This window comes from Janthinobacterium agaricidamnosum (genome assembly GCF_003667705.1).
Lineage (GTDB): Bacteria > Pseudomonadota > Gammaproteobacteria > Burkholderiales > Burkholderiaceae_D > Janthinobacterium.
Window position 1 is genome coordinate 4,405,053 of the sequence record NZ_CP033019.1, and the last position, 20,274, is coordinate 4,425,326.

Here is a 20,274-nt window from a genome sequence, read left to right on the forward strand (position 1 = left end):
GGGCATATGTCCACTTTTACCAACACCTACAGCAACGACAACGACAACTACTTCAGCAACCTGGGCCGTGCGACGCGCGCCTTCCTGGGCGCCCTGCTCGCTTCCAAGCCGTACAGCGAACTGGCCCAGAAGGAAGTCATCGCCAGCGCGACGACCAGCGCCGACGACGAACGCTATGTACGCCCAAGCAAGCGCGATTTCGCCCTGCTGAACTCGGAAGCAAACCGCTACGAAAAGCTGATGCCTAACCTCGCAGCCGAGTTGCGTTTCTTGGCCTCGCGCGGCTAACTAAATACTGAAAGGATTTTTATATGATGTTTCTCGAAACCGCACTGATCGCCGTAGCCGTCGTCGTTACCGGCATCCATTTCTACCTGATCTCGACCGGCAAGGCCCGTTTCTGATCAGCAAGCAGCAAGGCAGTCGTGTATAGCAGTAGAAAGTAAGAAGTACCAGGTAGTAATACAGCTGTGATATGTCAGCCTGGCAATCGGTTCAGGCTGGCAAGTGGGAAGTACTCAGTGCGGCGCGGCAGCATCCACCGGCGTTTCCTGCAGTGGCGGGGTTTGTCCCTTGCGCACGATCTGCACGAAAATCTCATTCTGTTTGACCATGCCCAGCTCATAGCGGGCACGCTCCTCGACGGCGCCGGTACCATCTTTCAGGTCGCGCACTTCGGATTCGAGCTTGGCGTTGCGCGCCTTCAATTCCATATTCTTTTTATTCGCCACCGCCACCTGGGCTTCCATGTCGGCAACGCGCAGCCAGCCGCCTTTACCCAGCCAGAGGGGAAATTGGATCAGCAGCAGCAGGGCTGCCAGGGCGAGCGTAATCAGGCGCATGGGGTAGTCGGTTAACAAACCGGCCGGATATCTCCGGCCGGCCAGTGGGTTTTACATCAGCTTACTTCAGATTATAGAACGCATCGCGGCCAGGGTAGCTGGCGATGTCGCCCAGGTCTTCCTCGATACGCAGCAGCTGGTTGTACTTGGCCATGCGGTCCGAACGCGACATCGAGCCGGTCTTGATCTGCAGGGCGTTCGTGGCAACGGCGATATCGGCGATGGTCGAATCTTCCGTTTCGCCCGAGCGGTGCGAAATGACGGCCGTGTAGCCGGCGCGCTTGGCCATTTCGATGGCGGCGAAGGTTTCCGTCAGCGTGCCGATCTGGTTGATCTTGATCAGGATCGAGTTGGCGATGCCTTTCGAGATGCCTTCTTTCAGGATCTTGGTGTTGGTGACATACAGGTCGTCGCCGACCAGTTGCACTTTCTTGCCCAGTTCCTGGGTGAGGATCGCCCAGCCGTCCCAGTCGCCTTCATGCATCGCGTCTTCGATCGAGATGATCGGGTACTTGTCGCACCAGGTCGCCAGCAGGTTGGTGAACTCGGTAGCCGTCAGGCTCAGGCCTTCGCCTTCCATTTCGTACTTGCCGTTCTTGTAGAACTCGGACGCGGCACAATCGAGGCCGATGGCGATCTGCGTGCCTGGCTCGTAGCCCGCTTCTTCGATGGCCTGGATGATCAGCTTGATGGCTTCTTCATGGTTGGCCAAGGATGGCGCGAAACCGCCTTCGTCGCCCACGTTGGTATTCAGGCCCTTCTTGTGCAGGATCTTTTTCAGCGTGTGGAACACTTCCGCGCCGTAACGGACGGCTTCCTTGAACGATGGGGCGCCCACGGGAATGATCATGAATTCCTGGATGTCCAGGTTGTTGTCGGCGTGCGCGCCGCCGTTGATGACGTTCATCATCGGCACCGGCATCTGCATGGCGCCCGAACCGCCGAAATAGCGGTACAGCGGCAAGCCCGCTTCTTCGGCGGCAGCCTTGGCGACGGCCATGGAGACGGCCAGGATGGCGTTGGCGCCCAGGCGCGATTTGTTTTCCGTGCCGTCCAGGTCGATCAGGGTACGGTCCAGGAAAGCCTGTTCATTGGCGTCCAGGCCCATGATGGCTTCGGAGATTTCGGTATTGATGTTTTCGCATGCTTGCAGCACGCCCTTGCCGAAGTAGCGCTTGGCATCGCCATCGCGCAATTCCACGGCTTCGCGCGAACCGGTCGAGGCACCCGACGGCACGGCCGCACGGCCCATCACGCCCGATTCCAGCAACACATCGCATTCGACGGTCGGGTTACCGCGCGAGTCCAGGATTTCGCGACCGATAATATCAACAATAGCACTCATGTCATTCTCCAAAGTTAAGCGTAACAGGGGCTGCACACTGCGTTCTGATGCGCAATTGCACAAAGGGGGCAAAGAAACTCCCGGCGGGAACCATCTGGCCGGGAGCTGTCTTACGGGTAATACTGTCGTGATCGACCGCGTTATTGCGCAGCGGCGTTGGCTTCTTTGTGCGCCAGCGCTGCCTTGATGAACGAGGTAAACAACGGATGGCCGGTGCGTGGCGTCGACTTGAACTCGGGATGGTATTGCACGCCCATATACCATGGGTGGGCATTTTCACCCGTGCGTGGCAATTCCATGATTTCGCACAAATCTTCGCTCGGCGTGCGGGCCGAGACGATCAGGCCAGCCGCTTCGACACGGGCCAGGTAGTGATTATTGGCTTCGTAGCGATGGCGGTGACGCTCGGTCACCACGCTGCCGTAGATCTCGGCGGCGAGGGTGCCCGGATTGACGGCGCAGGTCTGCGCGCCCAGGCGCATGGTACCGCCCAGGTCCGAGTTTTCATCGCGCAACTCGACTTTACCATCGTGGTTTTGCCACTCATTGATCAGTGCAACGACCGGTTGATCCGTATCAAGGTCGAACTCGGTCGAATTCGCGTTCGGCATGCCAGCCTTGTTGCGCGCGTATTCGATCAGGGCCACTTGCATGCCCAGGCAGATGCCCAGGTAAGGAATCTTGTGCTCACGGGCGAACTGGGCCGCCTTGATCTTGCCTTCCACGCCGCGCTTGCCGAAGCCGCCCGGTACCAGGATGGCATCGTACTTGGCCAGGTTCTCGCAACCCGTCGTTTCGATTTCTTCCGAATCGATGTACTCGATGTTGACGCGGCTTTCCGTGTGGATGCCGGCGTGGCGCAGCGCTTCGATCAGCGACTTGTACGACTCGGTCAGCTCGACATACTTGCCGACCATGCCGACGGTCACTTCCGCCTTCGGGTGCTCCATCGTGTAGATCAGCTTGCTCCAGATCGACAGGTCGGCCGGTGCGGGATCGAGGTCCAGCGCATCGCAGATGATCTTGTCGAGGCCCTGGTCGTGCAGCATTTGCGGCACTTTGTAGATGGTGTCGACGTCCCACACGGAAATGACGGCGTCTTCCTCGATGTTCGAGAACAGCGAGATTTTCGCGCGCTCGTCTTCCGGGATGGCGCGGTCGGCGCGGCACAGCAAGGCGTTGGGCAAGATGCCGATTTCACGCAGCTTTTGCACCGAGTGCTGGGTCGGCTTGGTTTTCAGTTCACCGGCCGAGGCGATGTACGGCACCAGGGTCAGGTGGACGAACGCCGTGTTCTTGCGGCCGGCGCGCAGGCTCAGCTGACGCGCCGCTTCCAGGAATGGCAACGATTCGATATCGCCGACGGTGCCGCCGATTTCGCACAGGGCCACGTCGTAGCCTTCGGCGCCACGGCGGATGTAATCCTGGATTTCATTGGTGATATGCGGAATCACCTGCACGGTCTTGCCCAGATATTCGCCCCGGCGTTCCTTGCGGATCACCGATTCATAGATCTGGCCAGTGGTGAAGTTATTCACCTTTTTCATGCGGGTGGAAATGAAGCGCTCGTAGTGACCGAGGTCGAGGTCGGTTTCGGCCCCGTCGTCGGTGACGAATACTTCACCGTGTTGCATAGGGCTCATCGTGCCAGGATCGACGTTGATGTACGGGTCGAGCTTGAGCATGGTGACTTTAAGGCCGCGCGATTCGAGGATCGCGGCGAGGGAGGCGGCGGCAATCCCTTTTCCAAGGGAGGACACAACGCCACCAGTGACGAAGACAAATTTGGTCATTGCAGATGGTGCCGAACGGCACGTGCGGGAAATTGAAATTATACACTAAAGCCCGCCTGCGTCGCCCCCCGCGCGCGGAAATTTGCGCCAAATACCGACTATCCCTCCCCCTCCTGCTGTCTACGCACAACAAAATTACCCGATAGCAAGAATTGAAATATTTCCAATTCCATACTTTGTGTGGGCGAGCGAACAGACCCTGCCGCGCCCTGGCCGCAGACTGGGATTTTTCAACAGGAGGTCACCATGAGCTACGAAGAACGCGACGCCTACGGCATGTATGTCAACCGCGGCCACAAAGGCCCCGGCCCTGAACTGATGGGTGCCGACACCCTGATCGGCGACCATGTGCACAACGCCAAGGATGAACACCTGGGCGAAATCAAGGAAATCATGATCGACATGCGCAGCGGCAAGATTGCCTACGCCGTCATGTCGCACGGCGGTGTCTTCACCATCGGCGAAAAACTGTTCGCCGTGCCCTGGGAAGCGCTGCTGCTCGACACCGTCAACAAGCGCTTCACCCTGAACGTCGACAAGGAACGCATCGAAAACGCGCCCGGCTTCGATACCGATAACTGGCCGAACATGGCGGACAGCGCCTGGGCGACGTCGATCCATAGTTACTATGGCACCACTCCACGCGAGTATTAATTAACCCCTAAGCGGAGGGCTGGGGTGCACCTTAAAACCGGTACTCCAGCCCCGCCACATACGTCCTGCCCCGCGCCGTGCTCAACGGCGTGTTGTCCTGCGACTGCGACGGCATCGAATTCAGGCGGTTCAGCGCTTCCGAAAAATCCTTGTTCATGGCGTTCTGCACGGACAGGCGCAGGAACAGGTTTTTCGACACCTGGTAACTCGCATACAAGTCGATCACGGCCGGTATCTTCGGATTGTCAGCCTTCAGCACTTCACCCGTCGCTTCATCGGCTTCGTTGTCCGGCGACAGGCGGCGGTTCGAACCCGTGTGCTTGAGGATCGCGCCCACTTCCAGTTTGTTATCCAGCAGGCGCGTGCCCACGTCGAGGTTGTAATACACGCTGGGCAGCTCGCTGATGTCGGCCGCGCCGAACCAGGCGCTGGCGATCGAGGTGGGCTGGCGCGTCGTTTCACGCGTGTACGACAGGCGCGCATACGCCGGTCCCAGATGATATTGCGCTTCCAGTTCCCATCCGCGCGAATACACGGGCGTGGCCGAGTTGATGTAGATATACATATTCGTCATGTAGTCATCGACATTCTGCCAATCATTGGCAAGCACTTCCGCGATATTGCACTTGCGGCCGCGGTCGCACACGAGGAAGGACTGGCTGGTGATATAGCCATCAATCTTGCTCTTGAAATACAGCGCCTTGAAATTCAGCACGTCATTCTTGCTCAGCAAGCCATGCAGGCTGGAATTGAAGCCCAGCTGATAGGTCGTCGCTTTCTCGCCCTTCAGAAACGGGTTCATCGAAGCCCCGCCGTCATTCGAGAAAAACACTTCCTGCGGATTCGGCCCGCGCATGGTGCGCTCGGCGCTGGCAAACGGCTGGAACCACGGTGTCACTTGCGCGGAAACGAGCAGCGAAGGGTTGATGCCGTGTTCTTTCAGCGCAATATTGCTCGCCCCTTGCGGGAAACACTGCACGCGCGGATCGCAGGCGGGCTTGTGGCCGGTCAAATCAAAGTGCGTGGTGTTCAGGCCCGCATTGACCTGAACCATGCCACGGTTGTATTGCAGGCCCGCGTACAGACTGCTGATCTTTTGCACGCCCTCGGGGCCGAAGGTATTGTTTTCAATCGATTGCTGGTTCGCATCCGGGTTGTCCGGATCGTCGACGAGGCTTTCCACGTGCTTGCTGTACTTGTTGCGCATCAGCTTGCCGCCCACCGTCACCAGCGCATCGCCGCCGGCCAGCTTGAAGCTGCTGGTGTTGTTGATGTCGATGGCATCGGCGCGGTTGGCCGCATTCGTGTTGATGAAATTGGTCAACGCTTCAGGCATATATTTCTGGTTACCACGGCTGCTGCTGGCCACCACATTGAGGTCGATCAATTCCGAAAACGGCGTGTAGTGATATTTGACGTAGTAGTCATTGCTGCGGATATCGCGGCGCGTAAACGTGCTGCGGTAGTCGCGCGCCGACAGCTCCAGGGCGTGGAAGTCGCTCAATGTGAGATCCAGCTTGAGCAGCTGCGACTTGGGCTTTTGCTTGTAATAGCGGTTGTAGCCGAAACCGAATTCCTCGCTGTTGACGCCTTTCGCATTCTTGTAATTGTTGCCGATAACACTCGCGCTGGTGGCCGCCATGAAGCCTACGCTGCCGCCATCGAAGGCAGGGTTTTTCATGGCCACGGCCAGCATGGCGCTGCGTCCGACACCGTTGTTCCCTGTCGACATCTTCGTGCGCGCGCCCACCTTTTCGCCGGCGAAGACCACGTCATCGACGCCGATGGTGCGGAAGTTGGCGCTGCCGGCCAGTGCATTGACGCCATCGCCGCCGACCACATTGCCGCGTGACACGTCCACGCCGATGATGAAGTTCGGGTCGATCAGGGCGCCGAACTGGCTGCTGGGCACGCCGCCGTGCGACACGGACGACGGTGCGCTGCCATAGTAATTCTGGCTCACGCCATCGACCATCATGTTGACGCGGCCCAGGCCCGACAAGCCGCGGATGTTGACGCTGACGGCGCCCTGCGCCGGATCGATCTGGGTAAACGTGCCCGGCATGCTGCGCACGATCTGGTCCACGGGTTGCAAGCGCGTGTCCGCGCCGCGTGCGCTGACGGCGCCCGGTTTTTCCAGCGCCTGCTGTTCCGCCGGAACCGTTTCACCCGATACATTCAGCGGCGAAAACACCACCTTGCCGTCGCTACTTTCTTGCGCCCATGTCTGCTGCGCCAGCAACGCCATGCAGACGCCCACGGCTCGTGTCATTGTCTTGATATGCATACACCCTCGATTTGTTATGGTTGGATTTTTAATGAATACAATCGGCATCCTCATGCCTTGTCCTGCCCTGGCTCCAGCTTGAACGAGACGGGCAAGGTGACGGTCACCGTGCCCTGGTGTAAGACCTTGTCGGGCGGCGCCGGCAGCGGCTGCGCGCGCTGCAGCACTTGCAGCGCTTCGCGGTCGAGCAGCACCGTGCCCGATGAAGTGACCAGTTCGCTGGCCAGCAGCTTGCCGTCGCGGTCCACCTGGAAGCGTACCCAGGCGGCGCCGGCCCGCTTGCGCTGGCGCGCGTCGCCCGGATAGCGTTTGAAATGGGCCAGGTGGCTGAGCACCCGGCTTTGCCAGCTGGCGGGCGCAGCGCTGGCGGGCGGCGTGTCGCTGTCGAACGGCGCCGCCTGCGGACCGCGCACCGAACTTGGCGCCGGCGTGGCGCTGCTGCTGGCCTGGGCTTGCATGGACGCTTCCCTGGCGGCATCCTTGCCGGGATCTGGCGACGGACTGGCTTCTGCCTTCGCTTTTTTTTCGGCCGCGACGATTTGCGGCGCGGCGGCGCGCGCCAGCACGGGCAGCGCTTGCTGCCTGGTCGTACTCTTTTTCGGTTGGGCTGCGCTGGACGCGGCCGACTGGCGCGCCCCTGCCGCTGCCGCCTGTTGCGTCTCCGGCGACATCGCTTGCGCGGCAAATACGACCATCACGCTGGCGGGCGGCTGCGCGGGCGCGACAGCGACGGGCTGCCAGGCCATCCACAGCAGCAGCGACAGTGCGGTAGCTGCCACCAGCGACGTGGCGATGCCCCAGCTCAATACCGGACGGGGATTCACCCGCCCTCCCGGCCCACCAGGCCCACTTTCAGATAGCCGGCCTGGCGCAGGGCATCCATCACGCCCAGCACGTCTTCATACGCGGCTTGCTTGTCAGCCTGGAAGAACAGCGTGCGCTGGCGGTCGCCGCCCGTCTGTGCATCGAGCAGGCTGCCCAGCTGCCCGCGCGCCACGGGCGACTCGCCCAGGTACAGGCTGTGGTCGGCTTTCAGGGAAACGAACACCGGTTTTTCGGGACGCGGCTCGGGCTTGGCCGTGGCGGCCGGCAAGTCGATCTTCAGGTCGACGGTGGCCAGCGGCGAGACCACCATGAAGATGATCAAGAGCACCAGCATCACGTCGATGAAGGGCGTGACATTGATCTCACTCAATTCCGGCATGTCGGCCGTGTCGTCGTCCTGCGATGGGAAAAGGCTGGCCATGGCTCAGGCCTGCTGGCGCAGGTCGAGGTCGCGGCTCAGCATCAGCAGCACTTGCGCGGAAGCGGCCCGCAGCTGCGCCTTGTACTGATTGATGCCACGGCTCAAGACGTTGTAGATGACGACGGCGGGTATCGCCGCCACCAGGCCCAGCGCTGTCGCCAGCAAGGCTTCCGCGATACCGGGCGCGACGGTCGCCAGGTTCGTGCTCTGGCTGACGGCGATGCCGATAAAACTGTTCATGATGCCCCACACGGTGCCGAACAGGCCGACGAACGGTGCCACGGCGCCTATGCTCGCCAGTAAACCGATGCCTTGCGTCATGCTGCGTACCTTGTGTGCGATCAATTGCTCCTGGCGAAACCCGGCACGCTCCTTCAGGGCCGCCGCCGGCGCGCTGGCATGCGACAGACTCAGTTCCTGCTGCACCTCGGCCAGCAGCTGCTGCGCCAGCGAATTGCTGCCTGCGCCCTCCACTTTGGCGGCCGCGTCCGGCAAGGACGTTGCCGTCTTCAGCATGGCGACGGCTTGCGCCGCCGCGCGCCGCGCTTGCAGCAAGCTGGCGCCCTTCACCAGCAAGACCACCCAGGTGGCCAGCGCGGCGAGCAGCAAGCCGATGAGCACGCTTTTGACGATCTGGTCGGCGGCGAAGAACATGCCCAGCGGCGACATATCGTGCGGCAAGGCGGACGCTTGCGCCGTGGCATGGAACAGGGAAAGAAACACGCCGCCGGCGGCGGCTTTGATACAGAGGATACGCATGGGAGCTTCAACAGGTAACAGGCATGGCTGCGCCAACGGCGCGCACGCGCATGCAAAAAAATCGGAAAAACTACCTGGCTGCTGCGAAGAAGCTTGCTGGGGAGGAGTGCCGGGCTGAACGCCCGGCGGAGTTACAACGAATTACTTGGCGCTGGCGACGGCGGGTGCCGCCACCGGCGTGTACCACACAAAATCCGCCTGCGGCGCCAGCACCGTGGCGCCCTGCTGGGCGAGCACCAGCACCAGCGGCGCGGGGCCGCCCGTCAAGTCCTGTACATGCAGCGGCACGCCCAGGTCCTTGTGCGCATGGTAGGCGCCGGCGATCAGCACGGCGGGCGCGGGCGCGGCCAGCAGGCGCTCGGCCATGCGGCGGTCGCGCTGCTGCTGCACCGACAGCATGGCGGCCAGGCGCGGCGCATCGATCTGGTTGTCGTGCATGACGCGGATGATGTCTTTGAGTTTGTCATGCACCTTGCCATCATTGGCCAGATTCGAATGCTTGCCCTGCACGGCCGGCTGGTCGACAAACAGTTGCTTGATCTCGCTGCGGTCCAGGTTGGCCGACCAGACGGGATACGGCGCGCGCATCACGGTCATGACCAGGTCGCCATATTGCGCCCACTTCCAGCCCGGCTGCCAGGCCAGCAGCTCGGCCACGTGTTCGGGGCGCACGACGGGGTCCGTCTGCAGCCACGGCTTGACCTTGTCCACCTTCGCTTGCTGGTCCGGGTTCAGCATTTCCAGCAGCACGCTGCCTTGCGGACGCTGGCCCTGCAATTGCTGCAGCAGCCACTGCTCGATCTTGTGGTGGCTGAGCTGGTCATGCTGCTCGCCCACGATGACCCTCGGGGCGGCGGCCAGCTGGGCCAGCAATTGCTCGGCAGTCAAGCGCTGGCCGCTGCGCAGGTCGACGATCTCGCCCAGCTGGCGCACGTCTTGCACAGTAGCGGATGCCGCAGTCGTGGTACTCAGCGGAGCGACGCTGCTGCAGGCGCTCAGCGCCAGCACGCAGACGGGCAGGATGGCGGCGAGGGACAGGGGGAATTTCATGGCATGGCCTTTCGGGTGGAAGCATGCATTGCAAAATAACTACTGGCGGGCATTTTAATAGAAATGATTCTCATTTACAACCAATGCACGGCACGCCATGCGGATTTTTTTACAAGCGGCAAAAAATTAACTGGCGCTTCAGTGAAATCCCCGGGCGCGGAGTAGAATAAAAAAAACGGAGGACTTGCGTGAATCAAACTGACCAGTTGGCGGTACTGAAAAAACCGCTGCCCGAATCCCTTGCTGCCGTACTTTCCCTGATCTTTGCCGACCGCTTTTCCATGACGCAAGCCATGCGCGCACACCATGGCCGCGACGAGTCGAGCTATCCCCCCATGCTGCCCGATGCCGTCATCTTCGCCCATTCCACCGAGGAAGTGGCGGCCGCCGTCAAGCTGTGCAGCGCGCACGACGTGCCCGTCATCGCCTACGGCAGCGGCACCTCGCTCGAAGGCCATGTGCTGGCCCTGCATGGCGGCGTGACGATTGATCTGTCGCAAATGAATCACATGGTCGCCGTGCACAATGAAGACTTGACGGCCACCGTGCAGGCGGGCGTGACACGCAAGCAGCTGAACGAGGACATCCGCGACACGGGCCTGTTCTTCCCCATCGACCCGGGCGCGAATGCGTCGCTGGGCGGCATGGCGGCCACGCGCGCCTCGGGCACGAACGCCGTGCGCTACGGCACCATGCGCGAAAACGTGCTGGCCCTGACGGTGGTCACGGCCGACGGGCGCATCATCAAGACGGGGACCAGGGCGAAAAAATCGTCGGCCGGCTACGACCTGACGCGTTTATTTGTCGGCAGCGAAGGGACCCTGGGCATCATCACGGAAGTGACGGTAAAACTGTATCCGCTGCCCGAAGCGATCTCGGCCGCAGTGTGCTCGTTCCCCGGTACGGGCGAGGCCGTCAGCGCCGTGATCCAGACCATCCAGATGGGTATTCCTGTGGCACGGGTCGAGTTTCTCGATGAAAATGGCGTCAAGGCCATCAACGCCTACGACAAGATGGCCTTGCCGGAAAAGCCGCTGCTGCTGTTTGAATTCCACGGCACGCCGGCCAGTGTGGCCGAGCAGGCGCAGCTGGTGCAAGCCATCACGGCGGAACATGGCGCCAGCGATTTCGAGTGGGCCAGCCGACCCGAAGAGCGCTCGCGCCTGTGGGCCGCTCGCCACAACGCGTACTTCGCCCTGCTGCAGATGCGGCCGGGCAGCCGCGCCATTTCCACCGACTGCTGCGTGCCGATTTCGCGCCTGGCCGAATGCATCCTCGCCACCAAGGCCGATTGCGAGGCGCAGGGCCTCGTCTATGCCATCATCGGCCACGTGGGCGACGGCAATTTCCACGTGCAGATGCTGGTCGACCCCGACGACCCGGCCGACATCGCGCGCGCCGAAAAGGTCAACAGCGACATGGTCACGCGCGCCATCGGCATGGACGGCACGTGCACGGGCGAGCATGGCGTGGGCATGCACAAGATGGCTTTCCTCGTGGAAGAACATGGCGAGGGCGCCATCGACACCATGCGCGCCCTCAAGCACGCGCTCGATCCGAAGAACATCATGAATCCAGGCAAGATCGTGCGCTGGTAAAGAAGCGCCATAAGCCTGCAAGCAAAAAATGGGGTCAGACCCGCCGGGTCTGACCCCAGCCTTGGCCATTTTACAACTCCATGCGCATCGGCACGAAAGCGATGCCGCCCGTTTCCACCTTCGGCCCCGTGGCGACAAAGCCCAGGCTTTGATACAGGGGCAAGGCGTAGGCCGAGGAATTGACGGTAAAGGCCGTCACATCGCCCTTGGCCAGCGACGCGTCGCGGGCTGCCTGCCACAGGCGGCGCGCCATGCCGCGCCGGTGCAGGGCGCGCGGCACGAACATGTGGAACAGATGCGTGTTGTCGCGCATGGCCACCACGCCGGCCAGTACGCCGTCGATATGCGCGAGCTGGTAGGCGTAATTGGGCAGCGACAGATAGCCTTCGATGGCGGGCTGGCGGCAGTTCTCGATGAACTTTTCCGCCCCCGCGCCGTCCGGGTGCAGGGTCAAAAAGGGCATCAAGTCGTCGATCAGGGCGACGATGGCGGGCGCGTCGGCGACCAGGGCGGGACGCAGTGTCGGTTCGGGGAGTGTCGTCATATTCAAATAATGCCATGCCCTCCTCCCCGCCGGCAACTCTCAGCAAAAATCGCGGCTGCTGGTCCGCAAGCGCCCCAGCAAGTGCGACATATCGACCAGGTGCTTGGCCACCAGGTTGCGCACGATGCCTTCCCTTTGCCAAACACCGTACACGCCCAGCAGCGGCGCGCTCAGCACTTCACGCCGCTGGCTTGCCACCAGGTCGGGCCAGACGATGACGTTGACCGTGCCCGTCTCGTCTTCCAGGGTCATGAAGATGACGCCCTTGGCCGTGCCCGGACGCTGGCGCACGGTGACGATGCCGCAGGCGCGCGCCACTTGCCCGCTCGTGTACGTCATCAGCGTGGACGCCGGCATGAAGCGCTGTTCCAGCAATTGTTTGCGCAGCAGCGCCAGCGGGTGGCGGCCCAGGGTCAGGCCTTGCGCGCGGTAGTCGCTGACGATGCTCTCGCCTTCCGTCGGCGCGGCCAGCACGGGCAAATCTTCCTCTTGCGTGGTATCGCGCAGCAAGTCCCTGTCGGGCACGGCGCCGGCCGCCTGCCACAGCGCTTCGCGCCGGTGCCCGGCCAGCGCATGCAGCGCGTTGCCGGCAGCGAGCACCTGCAAGTCATGGCGATCCAGGCCGCCACGCCGGGCCAGGTCGGCCACATCGGCGAAGACGGCGATGGCGCGCGCATCCTCGATGCGTTGGGCAGCCTGCGCGCGCATGCCGAACAGGCTGTTCAAGCCCAGGCGCACGGCCGGTGCATCACGTTGCGCGCCCTGCCCTGCCGGCGCTTCCAGCGCCGCCTCCCAGCCGCTGACAGCCACATCGACGGGCAGCACCTGTACGCCATGGCGGTGCGCATCCTGCACCAGTTGCGAAGGGCTGTAAAAACCCATGGGCTGGCTGTTGAGCAAGGCGCACAGGAAGACGGCCGGTTCGTGGCATTTCAGCCAGGAACTGGCGTAGGTCAGCAGCGCGAAACTGGCCGCGTGCGACTCCGGAAAACCGTATTCGCCAAAGCCCTCGATCTGGCTGAAGATGGCTTCCGCAAACTTGCGTTCATAATCATTTTTGACCATCGTTTCGACGATGCGTTCCTTGTAATTGTTCATGCCGCCCTTGCGTTTCCAGGCCGCCATGGCGCGCCGTAGCTGGTCCGCTTCGCCGGGCGTGAAATCGGCCGCGATGATGGCCACCTGCATCACCTGTTCCTGGAAAATCGGGATGCCCAGGGTGCGTCCCAGCGCCTTGTCCAGGCCCTTCGGATACTCGACCGGCTCTTTCTGCTGGCGCCGCTGCAGATAAGGATGCACCATGCCGCCCTGGATGGGCCCGGGGCGCACGAGCGCCACCTCGATGACGAGGTCGTAGAATTCTCGGGGACGCAGCCGGGGCAGCATGCTCATCTGCGCGCGCGACTCGATCTGGAATACGCCGATGGTGTCCGCCTGGCACATCATGTCGTAGGTGGCGGGGTCTTCGGCGGGAATATCCTGCAGGCGGAATTCCTCGCCGCGCCGCCCGCTCACCAGTTCCAGGGCGCGGCGCAGGGCCGACAGCATGCCCAGCGCCAGCACGTCGACCTTCATCAAGCCCAGCTCTTCCAGGTCGTTCTTGTCCCACTCGATGACGCTGCGCTCGGCCATGCTGGCGTTTTCGATCGGCACCAGGCGCGACAATTTTCCTTGCGCGATGACAAAGCCGCCCGGATGCTGCGACAAATGGCGGGGAAAGCCCAGCAGCTGCTGCGCCAGGCCCGCCCATTGCTGCGACAATTCTGCCTCCGGGTCCAGCCCGCATTCGGCCAGGCGCTCCAGCAGATCGCGCTTGCCGTCGAACCAGCGATGCGCCTTGGCCACCTTTTCCACGATGGCCAGATCGATCCCCAGCGCCCGCCCGCTGTCGCGCAAGGCGCTCTTCGGCCGGTAGCTGATCACCACGGCCGCCAGCGCGGCCCGTTCGCGCCCATATTTGCCGTAGATATATTGGATGACCTCTTCGCGCCGCTGGTGCTCGAAATCGACGTCGATATCGGGCGGCTCGTTGCGCTCGCGCGACATGAAGCGCCCGACCAGGCAATTGCCGCGCGCGGGGTCCACTTCCGTAATGTGCAGGCAATAGCAGACGGCCGAATTGGCGGCCGAACCCCGGCCCTGGCACAGGATGTTTTGCGAGCGCGCAAAGCGCACGATGTCGTAGACGGTCAAAAAATACGCTTCGTAGGAAAGATCCCGGATCAGCTCCAGCTCCTGTTCGATCTGCTCCTGCACGTTGGCTGGAATACCGAGAGGAAAGCGCAGCAGCGCGCCCGCATACGTTTCTTCGCGCAGATACGTCGCCGGCGTGTGGCCGTGCGGCACCAGCTCGACGGGATAGTCATAGCGCAGGCTGTCGAGCGAAAACGTGCACTGACCCGCAATGTGCACGGTTTCCGCCAGTACTTGCGGCGGATACACATTGGCCAGGCGCAAGCGCGCGCGCAGATGCTGTTCCGCATTTTGCGCCAACGCATAGCCGCACTCGCCCACGGGTTTGCCCACGCGGATCGCGCACAGGGTGTCGAGCAAGGGCTTGCGCGACCGCACGTGCATGCACACATGGCCGACGGCTGCCACGGACAAGCCCAGCGCCTGCGCCACCTCCTGCACGGCGCTGCGGTGCGCGTCATCCTGCGCCCGCTGCAGCAGGTTCAGGCCGATCCAGCTGCGCTCGCGGCCAAAGGTGGACGCCATCCACTCACCCTGCGCGCGCATGGTTTCCGCCTCGGCCGCATAGCCGGGCAGCAAGATCATCAAACAGCCGGGCAAGCCCCGCAAATGGGCAAACTCCGCCGATGGCGCGGTGAAATCATCGGGCGTCAGCAGATAGCGCCCCTTGGCCACCCGCGTGCGCGCCATGGTGATCAATTCCGACAAGTTGCCGTAACCATCGATATCGCGCACCAGGGCCAGCAGGGACGGCCCCGGACTGCCGTCGGCCTGCGTCAAATGGAAATGCGCGCCGATAATCAGGTGAAAACCGGCCCGCTTGGCCACCGCATGGGCGCGCACGACGCCGGCCAGCGAACACTCGTCAGTAATGGCCAGCGCCTTGTAACCGAGCTGCACGGAGCGCGCCACCAGCTCTTCCGCATGCGAGGCCCCATGCAGGAAGCTGAAATTGCTCAGGCAGTACAACTCAGCATACTCGGGTAAGACGGCGCCCCACATGATCTACCTCAATACTGTATATAAACACAGTATATTATACTCATCTGGAATCAAGTAGCCGGCTCCAGTCGGATAGTGTTCATTTTGATAGGCACACGGAGCGTCTGCCGGCCGGCACTTGGCTTTGGCCTGTCGCATGACGGACCAAATTGATAGTCCGGCAAATCAGTTAGCAACTATGCGAAACTCCGTCGCTGTGGCTACGGGACGAACTTGATTTCGCTCCCGTTTCAATTCCACGATGCCGTAATTGGACATTGTTTTCAATGTGCGCGACAGGTTGCTCGGTTTACGGCCCGTTGTTTCAGCCAATGCAGAGATGGATTCCGGTTGTGTTTCCAGAATCACGTGCAACAACGCCCGGTTTTCGTCGCTCAAGACTTCCGCCAGCGATTTGATCGAAGTGAACCAGACCTTGGGCTCATCCGCCTTCGGTTTATATATGCCGCGAGCGATGGCGAGCACGCGTTCGCGGATTTTCTCTTGCGGCATGATGCCAATAAAAATCGGTTTCATTGCTTTTTTACCTCCAGCAAAACGCGGTCCACGTCAGCAAAGAAATCACTGATCAGATGCTGCGCATCCTTGAATTCGTATGGCACTCCCTGATCTGACGGATGCCGGTGTTTATGGTCAAAAGCCACGATACGTCCCGCATATTTGAATTTCTTTGGCGGCTTTACCATGTGCGCATTGTCGTAACCGAGGATGCGTTTGCCATACGGTTCGTGCAGCGTCAGCGAGTAGCGTATGCCGTGAGGAATCTCATCCGACACTTCCGTCCGCCTGGCTTCTATCTTGATCCAATAACCGCCATCCTGGTCGAGGATGGAGCCATCCAGGTCCAGCAATGTATCAATGGCAGGATCGGTCCGCATGCGGAAAGTATATCATCTGTTGATATGTCACTTCCACGAAAGCCTCAATAACTGCAGCCTTTGACTCCATCCGGCCAAGACATCGAGAAGCTTTGCACTTATTTTCGTTTATGCTGATGTTTTATCTTGCCCATCGTCCGCCATGATCGTTCACTTATTAAAATGTTTCGGTGCCGCCCCCGGTGGCGGCAATGCGGCGCTGGTCGTGGAAAACGACGGCAGCAGCGAAACGGCGCGCCAGACCTTCGCCCGCGAACGGCAAGTGAGCGCCTGCGTCTTCATCGACCGGCAGGCCGATGGCGCCGTCGTGCTCGACTATTTTTATCCGCACACGCGCAGCCCCCTGTGCCTGCACGCCACCCTGGCGGCCGCGCATGTGCTGCTGACGGCGCCCGGCGCGCCGGCGGCGCTGACGGTGAGCACGGCCATGCGCGGGCAAGCCTTGCAGCTGGTGCGCCGCGCGGAAGGGATATTCATCGGCTTGACATCGCAGCCGGCACCGGCCGTCATGCTGGAAAAATATGTGCCGTCCGAACTCATGGGCCAGCACATGCACTTGCTGTCGCCGCCCGTGATCGCCTCCGCCGGCAGCCCGAAACTGCTGCTGGAAGTGGCCGACCGCACCACCCTGCGCGCACTGCGGCCTAACCTGGAACTGATCGCCGACTGGAGCGCCTTACATCAGGTCAGCGGCTGCTATGCGTATTGCCGCACGGGCGAGCATGAATATGAAGGGCGCAACTTCAACCACCGCGATCCGGCGCTGGAAGACAGCGCCACGGGCGTGGCGGCGGGCGCGCTGTCAGCGCACCGACAACAGTCGCTGCGCCTGCATCAGGGCTACGTGACGCAGCAGCCGTGTCTGATCGAGGTGCAATACAGCACGCAGGCAATCTGGGTGGGTGGCATGGTGCAGCGCAGCACCTGAACGGGGCATCACGCACCAGTACAAGGCAAGCCGGGTAGCGGCCAAAAGAGAATCAACCAGGAAACAACAGTTACAGCAAATTTGTAATAACAAAACAAAGTATCGCTGGTGAATGCTGAAATGATGGCACTAGAATCAAGTCACGAATCTTGCTCATCAGCCACTTGGAGACACTGCGTGCCGACCCTCACCACCTTGCGTAAAGCCATCCTCATCAGCCTGTACGGCAGCGCCGCCCTGGCCGCCTTCAGTCCCGCCGCCATGGCCCAGTCCACGGAAGCGGCCGCCACGGACGGTCCCGTGCAAACGGTCAGTGTGGTCGGCTCGCGCCGGGTCGCCAGCTCCGCCACCGATACCATGGTGCCGGTCGATATCATTCCGATTTCCAAGGTGGCCGAGCAAGGCGGCCAGTTTGACCTGGCGCAATCGCTGCAATACATCTCGCCCTCGTTCAACTCCACGCGCCAGACGGGCGCCGACGGGGCCGACCTGATCGATTCGGCCGCCCTGCGCGGCCTCGGTTCCGACCAGACCCTGGTGCTGGTAAATGGCAAGCGGCGCCACACGACGGCCCTGGTCAACCTGTTTGGCGCGCGCAACCGCGGCAACACGGGCACGGACATGAATGCGATTCCTTTGCTGGCGATCAAGAACGTGCAAGTGCTGCGCGACGGTGCCGCCGCCCAGTACGGCTCGGACGCCATTGCCGGCGTAATCGACATCGAACTGAAGAAAAGCCTGGGCTGCGAAGCGGTGGCCGGCTACAGCCAGTATTCCGCAGGCGACGGCAAGAATTACATGACGTCCGCCTACTGCGGCATCGCGCTGGGCGACAAGGGCACGCTGGCCATCACGGGCGAATACCTGGACCGGGGCCGCTCGAACCGGGCCGACGCGGACAGCATGCGCATCATCGGCGACACCAAGTCCAAGAACAAGACCCTGTACGTCAATGGCGACTACGCCACCAGCGGCACGGGCAAGCTGTACTTCACGGCCGGCGCGCAGACGCGCGACGCGTCCAGCGCCGCGTTCGGCCGGGGCGGCATCGGCAGTGACGACATCCCTGCGCGCAATTCGGCCGCCATGTACCCGGACGGTTTCGTACCGTTCATTAACGGCAAGATCGACGACCAGTACGCCACCATCGGCCACCGCAGCCAGATCGGCGAATGGCATGCGGACTTTTCGCAAACCTATGGCTACAACAAGATGCGCTACGACATCAGCCATACCCTGAACGCCTCGATCGCCAACCTCGACCTGATGAACGGCGGCAAGGGCGTCAGCGCCAGCAACTTTGACGCGGGCGGCTTCTCGTTCCAGCAGCTGACCAGCAACGCCGATTTCAGCCGCTACTACGATACGGTGATGAGCGGCATGAACGTGGCCTTCGGCGCCGAGTACCGCAGCGAGGAATACAAGATCATGGCCGGCGAACCGGGCTCCTACATCGACGCCGACGGCGTGGGCGTGGGCGGCAACGGCCGTAGCCAGGGCTTTCCCGGCTTCCAGCCCGGCGATGCCACCAAGGCCAGACGCCACAGCATCGCCGCGTATGGCGACGTGGAACTGGACTGGACGGAACGTCTGAAAACCCAGGCCGCCCTGCGCTACGAAAAATTCAGCGATTTCGGTTCCACCGTGACGGGCAAGCTGGCCGCCAGCTACAAAGTGGCGCCCAACGTGCTGCTGCGCGGCTCGGCCAGCACGGGCTTCCGCGCGCCATCGCTGCAGCAAGTGTATTTCTCGTCCACCTTTACCGACTTCGTCAGCGGCGTCGCCACCGACGTGGTGCTGGCGCCCAATGGCGGCGCCGTCGCCAACGCGGCCGGCATTCCCAAGCTGAAAGAGGAAAAATCCACCAGCTTTACGTTTGGCGCTACCTGGACGCCGACGCAGGCCATTTCCGTGACGGCCGACTTGTACAATATCAAGATCAAGGACCGCATCGTGCTGTCGGGCCGCTTCAATGCCGGTAACTATCCTGACCTGGCCGCGCGCCTGGCCCTGCTGGGCGTGATGGAAGCGCAATTTTTCGTCAATTCCGTCGACACGCGCACGCGCGGGCTGGACCTGACGGCCTCGCACAAGGGAGAATTCGCCGGCAACCGCCTGAACACCTTCCTGGCCTTGAATTTGAGCAAAACGGAAGTGACGAAAGTCAAGACGCCCGCCTCGCTGACGGGCTTTGAAGACGTGCTGCTGTCCGAGCGCGAACGCCTGTTCATCGAACAGGGCGGCCCCCGTTCGAAAGCCACCCTGGGCTTCGACTACATCACGGGCAAGCTGGAGTCGGACCTGCGCATCATTTATTTTGGCCCGCAAACCCTGGGCACCTTCAGCGGCACGGCCGAGGGCGTACCGAACGCCCGCTACGCGGCCAAGACCTCGGCCGACCTGAGCTTCACCTACAGCATCAACAAAAATACCAAGCTGACCTTTGGCGGCAACAACATCTTCAACGTCAAGCCCACCACGCAAAACGCAGACGAGACGGACAACGGCTTCAAATACGACAGCGTGCAGTTCGGCCTGAACGGCGCCTCGTATTTCGGCCGGCTGTGGGTGAAGTTCTAATCACCGTGTCCACCTGAAGAAACAGCGGCTGCGCCGGCATGGGCAGCCGCTGTTTTTTTGCATCAACTCCCGGTCGGCAGTCGCTGGACGAGGGATGGCTCCCTCTCGTCTAGGCAATTCAGACCGGACAGTTCAACATCCACTGCACCCCGAACCGGTCGGTCAATTTACCGAAATAATCGCCCCAAATCTGTACGGCGAGCGGTGTCGTGACCACACCTTGATCCGCCAACTTGTCAAACAACTGTTTTGTTAACTGCCTGTCCTTCATCTGCAAAATATGCGCAGACCCTCGCATTGGCTCCGCATCATCATTATCCGAAGCAAAGAACAACACGCCTGGTCCCTCAAACCGTGCATGCATGATTTTCCCGCGCATGGCTTCATGCGGGACCGGCATGCCATCGACGCCAAATCGCAAGACATCGGTAATCGTGCCCAGCCCGCATTGCGTGTAGAACCCCAGTGCTTCTTCGCACATCGTGGTAAAGAATAGATAGTTAGATAATTGCATCAGCTCATCCTTGAAATAGTGCAGGCAAAGCGAAAGTAAAAAGGCGGTGAACCGCAGGGGA

General features: G+C 61.6%; 18 protein-coding genes. 5 read left to right on the forward strand and 13 right to left on the reverse strand.

All coding sequences use genetic code 11. From position 1 onward, the window contains the following. Window positions 1–6: 6 nt before the first annotated feature. Entirely contained in the window at window positions 7–288 is a 282-nt protein-coding gene (locus D9M09_RS19900; RefSeq protein WP_070291786.1) for a hypothetical protein, read from the forward strand. 230 nt (window positions 289–518) lie between these two features. On the opposite strand, the gene ftsB is transcribed toward D9M09_RS19900, so the two are convergent. From ftsB to D9M09_RS19915, 3 genes are all read right to left on the reverse strand, one after another. Next, window positions 519–842 (reverse strand): cell division protein FtsB, encoded by a 324-nt coding sequence (gene ftsB, locus D9M09_RS19905; protein ID WP_070221436.1) that lies wholly within the window; start codon window positions 840–842, stop codon window positions 519–521. Window positions 843–903: 61 nt separating this feature from the next. Continuing rightward, the gene (gene eno / locus D9M09_RS19910) at window positions 904–2,187 is read right to left on the reverse strand and encodes a phosphopyruvate hydratase (protein ID WP_070221437.1); all 1,284 of its coding nucleotides are present in this window, start codon (window positions 2,185–2,187) and stop codon (window positions 904–906) included. A 140-nt stretch (window positions 2,188–2,327) separates the two neighbouring features. Further along, complete coding sequence (locus D9M09_RS19915; RefSeq protein ID WP_070221438.1) at window positions 2,328–3,980, reverse strand: CTP synthase; 1,653 nt, start codon at window positions 3,978–3,980, stop codon at window positions 2,328–2,330. 246 nt (window positions 3,981–4,226) lie between these two features. Between D9M09_RS19915 and D9M09_RS19920 the strand changes: the two genes are divergently transcribed. Further along, entirely contained in the window at window positions 4,227–4,634 is a 408-nt protein-coding gene (locus D9M09_RS19920; protein WP_070291784.1) for a PRC-barrel domain-containing protein, read from the forward strand. A 31-nt stretch (window positions 4,635–4,665) separates the two neighbouring features. On the opposite strand, the gene D9M09_RS19925 is transcribed toward D9M09_RS19920, so the two are convergent. The 5 genes from D9M09_RS19925 to D9M09_RS19945 all read right to left on the reverse strand — a co-directional run bounded on the left by D9M09_RS19925 (window position 4,666) and on the right by D9M09_RS19945 (window position 9,976). Beyond that, the gene (locus D9M09_RS19925; RefSeq protein WP_121670212.1) at window positions 4,666–6,921 is read right to left on the reverse strand and encodes a TonB-dependent receptor domain-containing protein; all 2,256 of its coding nucleotides are present in this window, start codon (window positions 6,919–6,921) and stop codon (window positions 4,666–4,668) included. A 50-nt stretch (window positions 6,922–6,971) separates the two neighbouring features. Beyond that, on the reverse strand, window positions 6,972–7,745 hold the full coding sequence (locus D9M09_RS19930) for an energy transducer TonB family protein (protein ID WP_162995755.1): 774 nt from the start codon (window positions 7,743–7,745) through the stop codon (window positions 6,972–6,974). Further along, window positions 7,742–8,167 (reverse strand): TonB system transport protein ExbD, encoded by a 426-nt coding sequence (gene exbD, locus D9M09_RS19935; RefSeq protein WP_070291781.1) that lies wholly within the window; start codon window positions 8,165–8,167, stop codon window positions 7,742–7,744. Before exbD ends, D9M09_RS19930 begins: the two co-directional genes overlap by 4 nt. 3 nt (window positions 8,168–8,170) lie before the next feature. Further along, a complete protein-coding gene (gene exbB / locus D9M09_RS19940; protein WP_121670214.1) occupies window positions 8,171–8,926 on the reverse strand; it encodes a tonB-system energizer ExbB in 756 nt (251 codons plus the stop codon). 141 nt (window positions 8,927–9,067) lie between these two features. After that, entirely contained in the window at window positions 9,068–9,976 is a 909-nt protein-coding gene (locus D9M09_RS19945) for a ChaN family lipoprotein (protein ID WP_121670215.1), read from the reverse strand. A gap of 188 nt (window positions 9,977–10,164) precedes the next feature. Here D9M09_RS19945 and D9M09_RS19950 point away from each other — a divergent pair, with 188 nt between their 5' ends. Beyond that, complete coding sequence (locus D9M09_RS19950; protein WP_240453428.1) at window positions 10,165–11,574, forward strand: FAD-binding oxidoreductase; 1,410 nt, start codon at window positions 10,165–10,167, stop codon at window positions 11,572–11,574. Window positions 11,575–11,644: 70 nt separating this feature from the next. Here D9M09_RS19950 and D9M09_RS19955 read toward each other — a convergent pair whose 3' ends face one another. The 4 genes from D9M09_RS19955 to D9M09_RS19970 form a co-directional block, all read right to left on the reverse strand. After that, complete coding sequence (locus tag D9M09_RS19955) at window positions 11,645–12,118, reverse strand: GNAT family N-acetyltransferase (RefSeq protein ID WP_071650199.1); 474 nt, start codon at window positions 12,116–12,118, stop codon at window positions 11,645–11,647. Between the two features lie 39 nt (window positions 12,119–12,157). Continuing rightward, complete coding sequence (locus D9M09_RS19960) at window positions 12,158–15,313, reverse strand: error-prone DNA polymerase (protein WP_121670216.1); 3,156 nt, start codon at window positions 15,311–15,313, stop codon at window positions 12,158–12,160. A gap of 165 nt (window positions 15,314–15,478) precedes the next feature. Beyond that, window positions 15,479–15,829 (reverse strand): transcriptional regulator, encoded by a 351-nt coding sequence (locus D9M09_RS19965; RefSeq protein ID WP_070291776.1) that lies wholly within the window; start codon window positions 15,827–15,829, stop codon window positions 15,479–15,481. Beyond that, on the reverse strand, window positions 15,826–16,191 hold the full coding sequence (locus tag D9M09_RS19970) for a toxin-antitoxin system TumE family protein (RefSeq protein WP_121670217.1): 366 nt from the start codon (window positions 16,189–16,191) through the stop codon (window positions 15,826–15,828). The genes D9M09_RS19965 and D9M09_RS19970 overlap by 4 nt, the downstream gene beginning before the upstream one ends. Before the next feature lie 142 nt (window positions 16,192–16,333). Between D9M09_RS19970 and D9M09_RS19975 the strand changes: the two genes are divergently transcribed. Both D9M09_RS19975 and D9M09_RS19980 read left to right on the forward strand, forming a co-directional pair. Next, window positions 16,334–17,119 (forward strand): PhzF family phenazine biosynthesis protein, encoded by a 786-nt coding sequence (locus tag D9M09_RS19975; protein WP_121670218.1) that lies wholly within the window; start codon window positions 16,334–16,336, stop codon window positions 17,117–17,119. A 177-nt stretch (window positions 17,120–17,296) separates the two neighbouring features. After that, window positions 17,297–19,699 carry a TonB-dependent receptor plug domain-containing protein gene (locus D9M09_RS19980; RefSeq protein ID WP_121670219.1) on the forward strand — a complete coding sequence of 801 codons (2,403 nt, stop codon included), beginning with the start codon at window positions 17,297–17,299 and terminating at the stop codon, window positions 19,697–19,699. A 118-nt stretch (window positions 19,700–19,817) separates the two neighbouring features. Here the strand turns inward: D9M09_RS19980 and D9M09_RS19985 are convergent, their stop codons facing one another. Next, a complete protein-coding gene (locus D9M09_RS19985) occupies window positions 19,818–20,213 on the reverse strand; it encodes a VOC family protein (protein ID WP_121670220.1) in 396 nt (131 codons plus the stop codon). Window positions 20,214–20,274: the final 61 nt, after the last annotated feature.

Bases quoted from the DNA above. Each gene is read 5' to 3' on its own strand.
- D9M09_RS19900 (WP_070291786.1), top strand. From the start codon at position 7: ATGTCCACTTTTACCAACACCTACAGCAACGACAACGACAACTACTTC.
- ftsB (WP_070221436.1), bottom strand. From the start codon at position 842: ATGCGCCTGATTACGCTCGCCCTGGCAGCCCTGCTGCTGCTGATCCAA.
- eno (WP_070221437.1), bottom strand. From the start codon at position 2,187: ATGAGTGCTATTGTTGATATTATCGGTCGCGAAATCCTGGACTCGCGC.
- D9M09_RS19915 (WP_070221438.1), bottom strand. From the start codon at position 3,980: ATGACCAAATTTGTCTTCGTCACTGGTGGCGTTGTGTCCTCCCTTGGA.
- D9M09_RS19920 (WP_070291784.1), top strand. From the start codon at position 4,227: ATGAGCTACGAAGAACGCGACGCCTACGGCATGTATGTCAACCGCGGC.
- D9M09_RS19925 (WP_121670212.1), bottom strand. From the start codon at position 6,921: ATGCATATCAAGACAATGACACGAGCCGTGGGCGTCTGCATGGCGTTG.
- exbD (WP_070291781.1), bottom strand. From the start codon at position 8,167: ATGGCCAGCCTTTTCCCATCGCAGGACGACGACACGGCCGACATGCCG.
- exbB (WP_121670214.1), bottom strand. From the start codon at position 8,926: ATGCGTATCCTCTGTATCAAAGCCGCCGCCGGCGGCGTGTTTCTTTCC.
- D9M09_RS19945 (WP_121670215.1), bottom strand. From the start codon at position 9,976: ATGAAATTCCCCCTGTCCCTCGCCGCCATCCTGCCCGTCTGCGTGCTG.
- D9M09_RS19955 (WP_071650199.1), bottom strand. From the start codon at position 12,118: ATGACGACACTCCCCGAACCGACACTGCGTCCCGCCCTGGTCGCCGAC.
- D9M09_RS19960 (WP_121670216.1), bottom strand. From the start codon at position 15,313: ATGTGGGGCGCCGTCTTACCCGAGTATGCTGAGTTGTACTGCCTGAGC.
- D9M09_RS19965 (WP_070291776.1), bottom strand. From the start codon at position 15,829: ATGAAACCGATTTTTATTGGCATCATGCCGCAAGAGAAAATCCGCGAA.
- D9M09_RS19970 (WP_121670217.1), bottom strand. From the start codon at position 16,191: ATGCGGACCGATCCTGCCATTGATACATTGCTGGACCTGGATGGCTCC.
- D9M09_RS19975 (WP_121670218.1), top strand. From the start codon at position 16,334: ATGATCGTTCACTTATTAAAATGTTTCGGTGCCGCCCCCGGTGGCGGC.
- D9M09_RS19985 (WP_121670220.1), bottom strand. From the start codon at position 20,213: ATGCAATTATCTAACTATCTATTCTTTACCACGATGTGCGAAGAAGCA.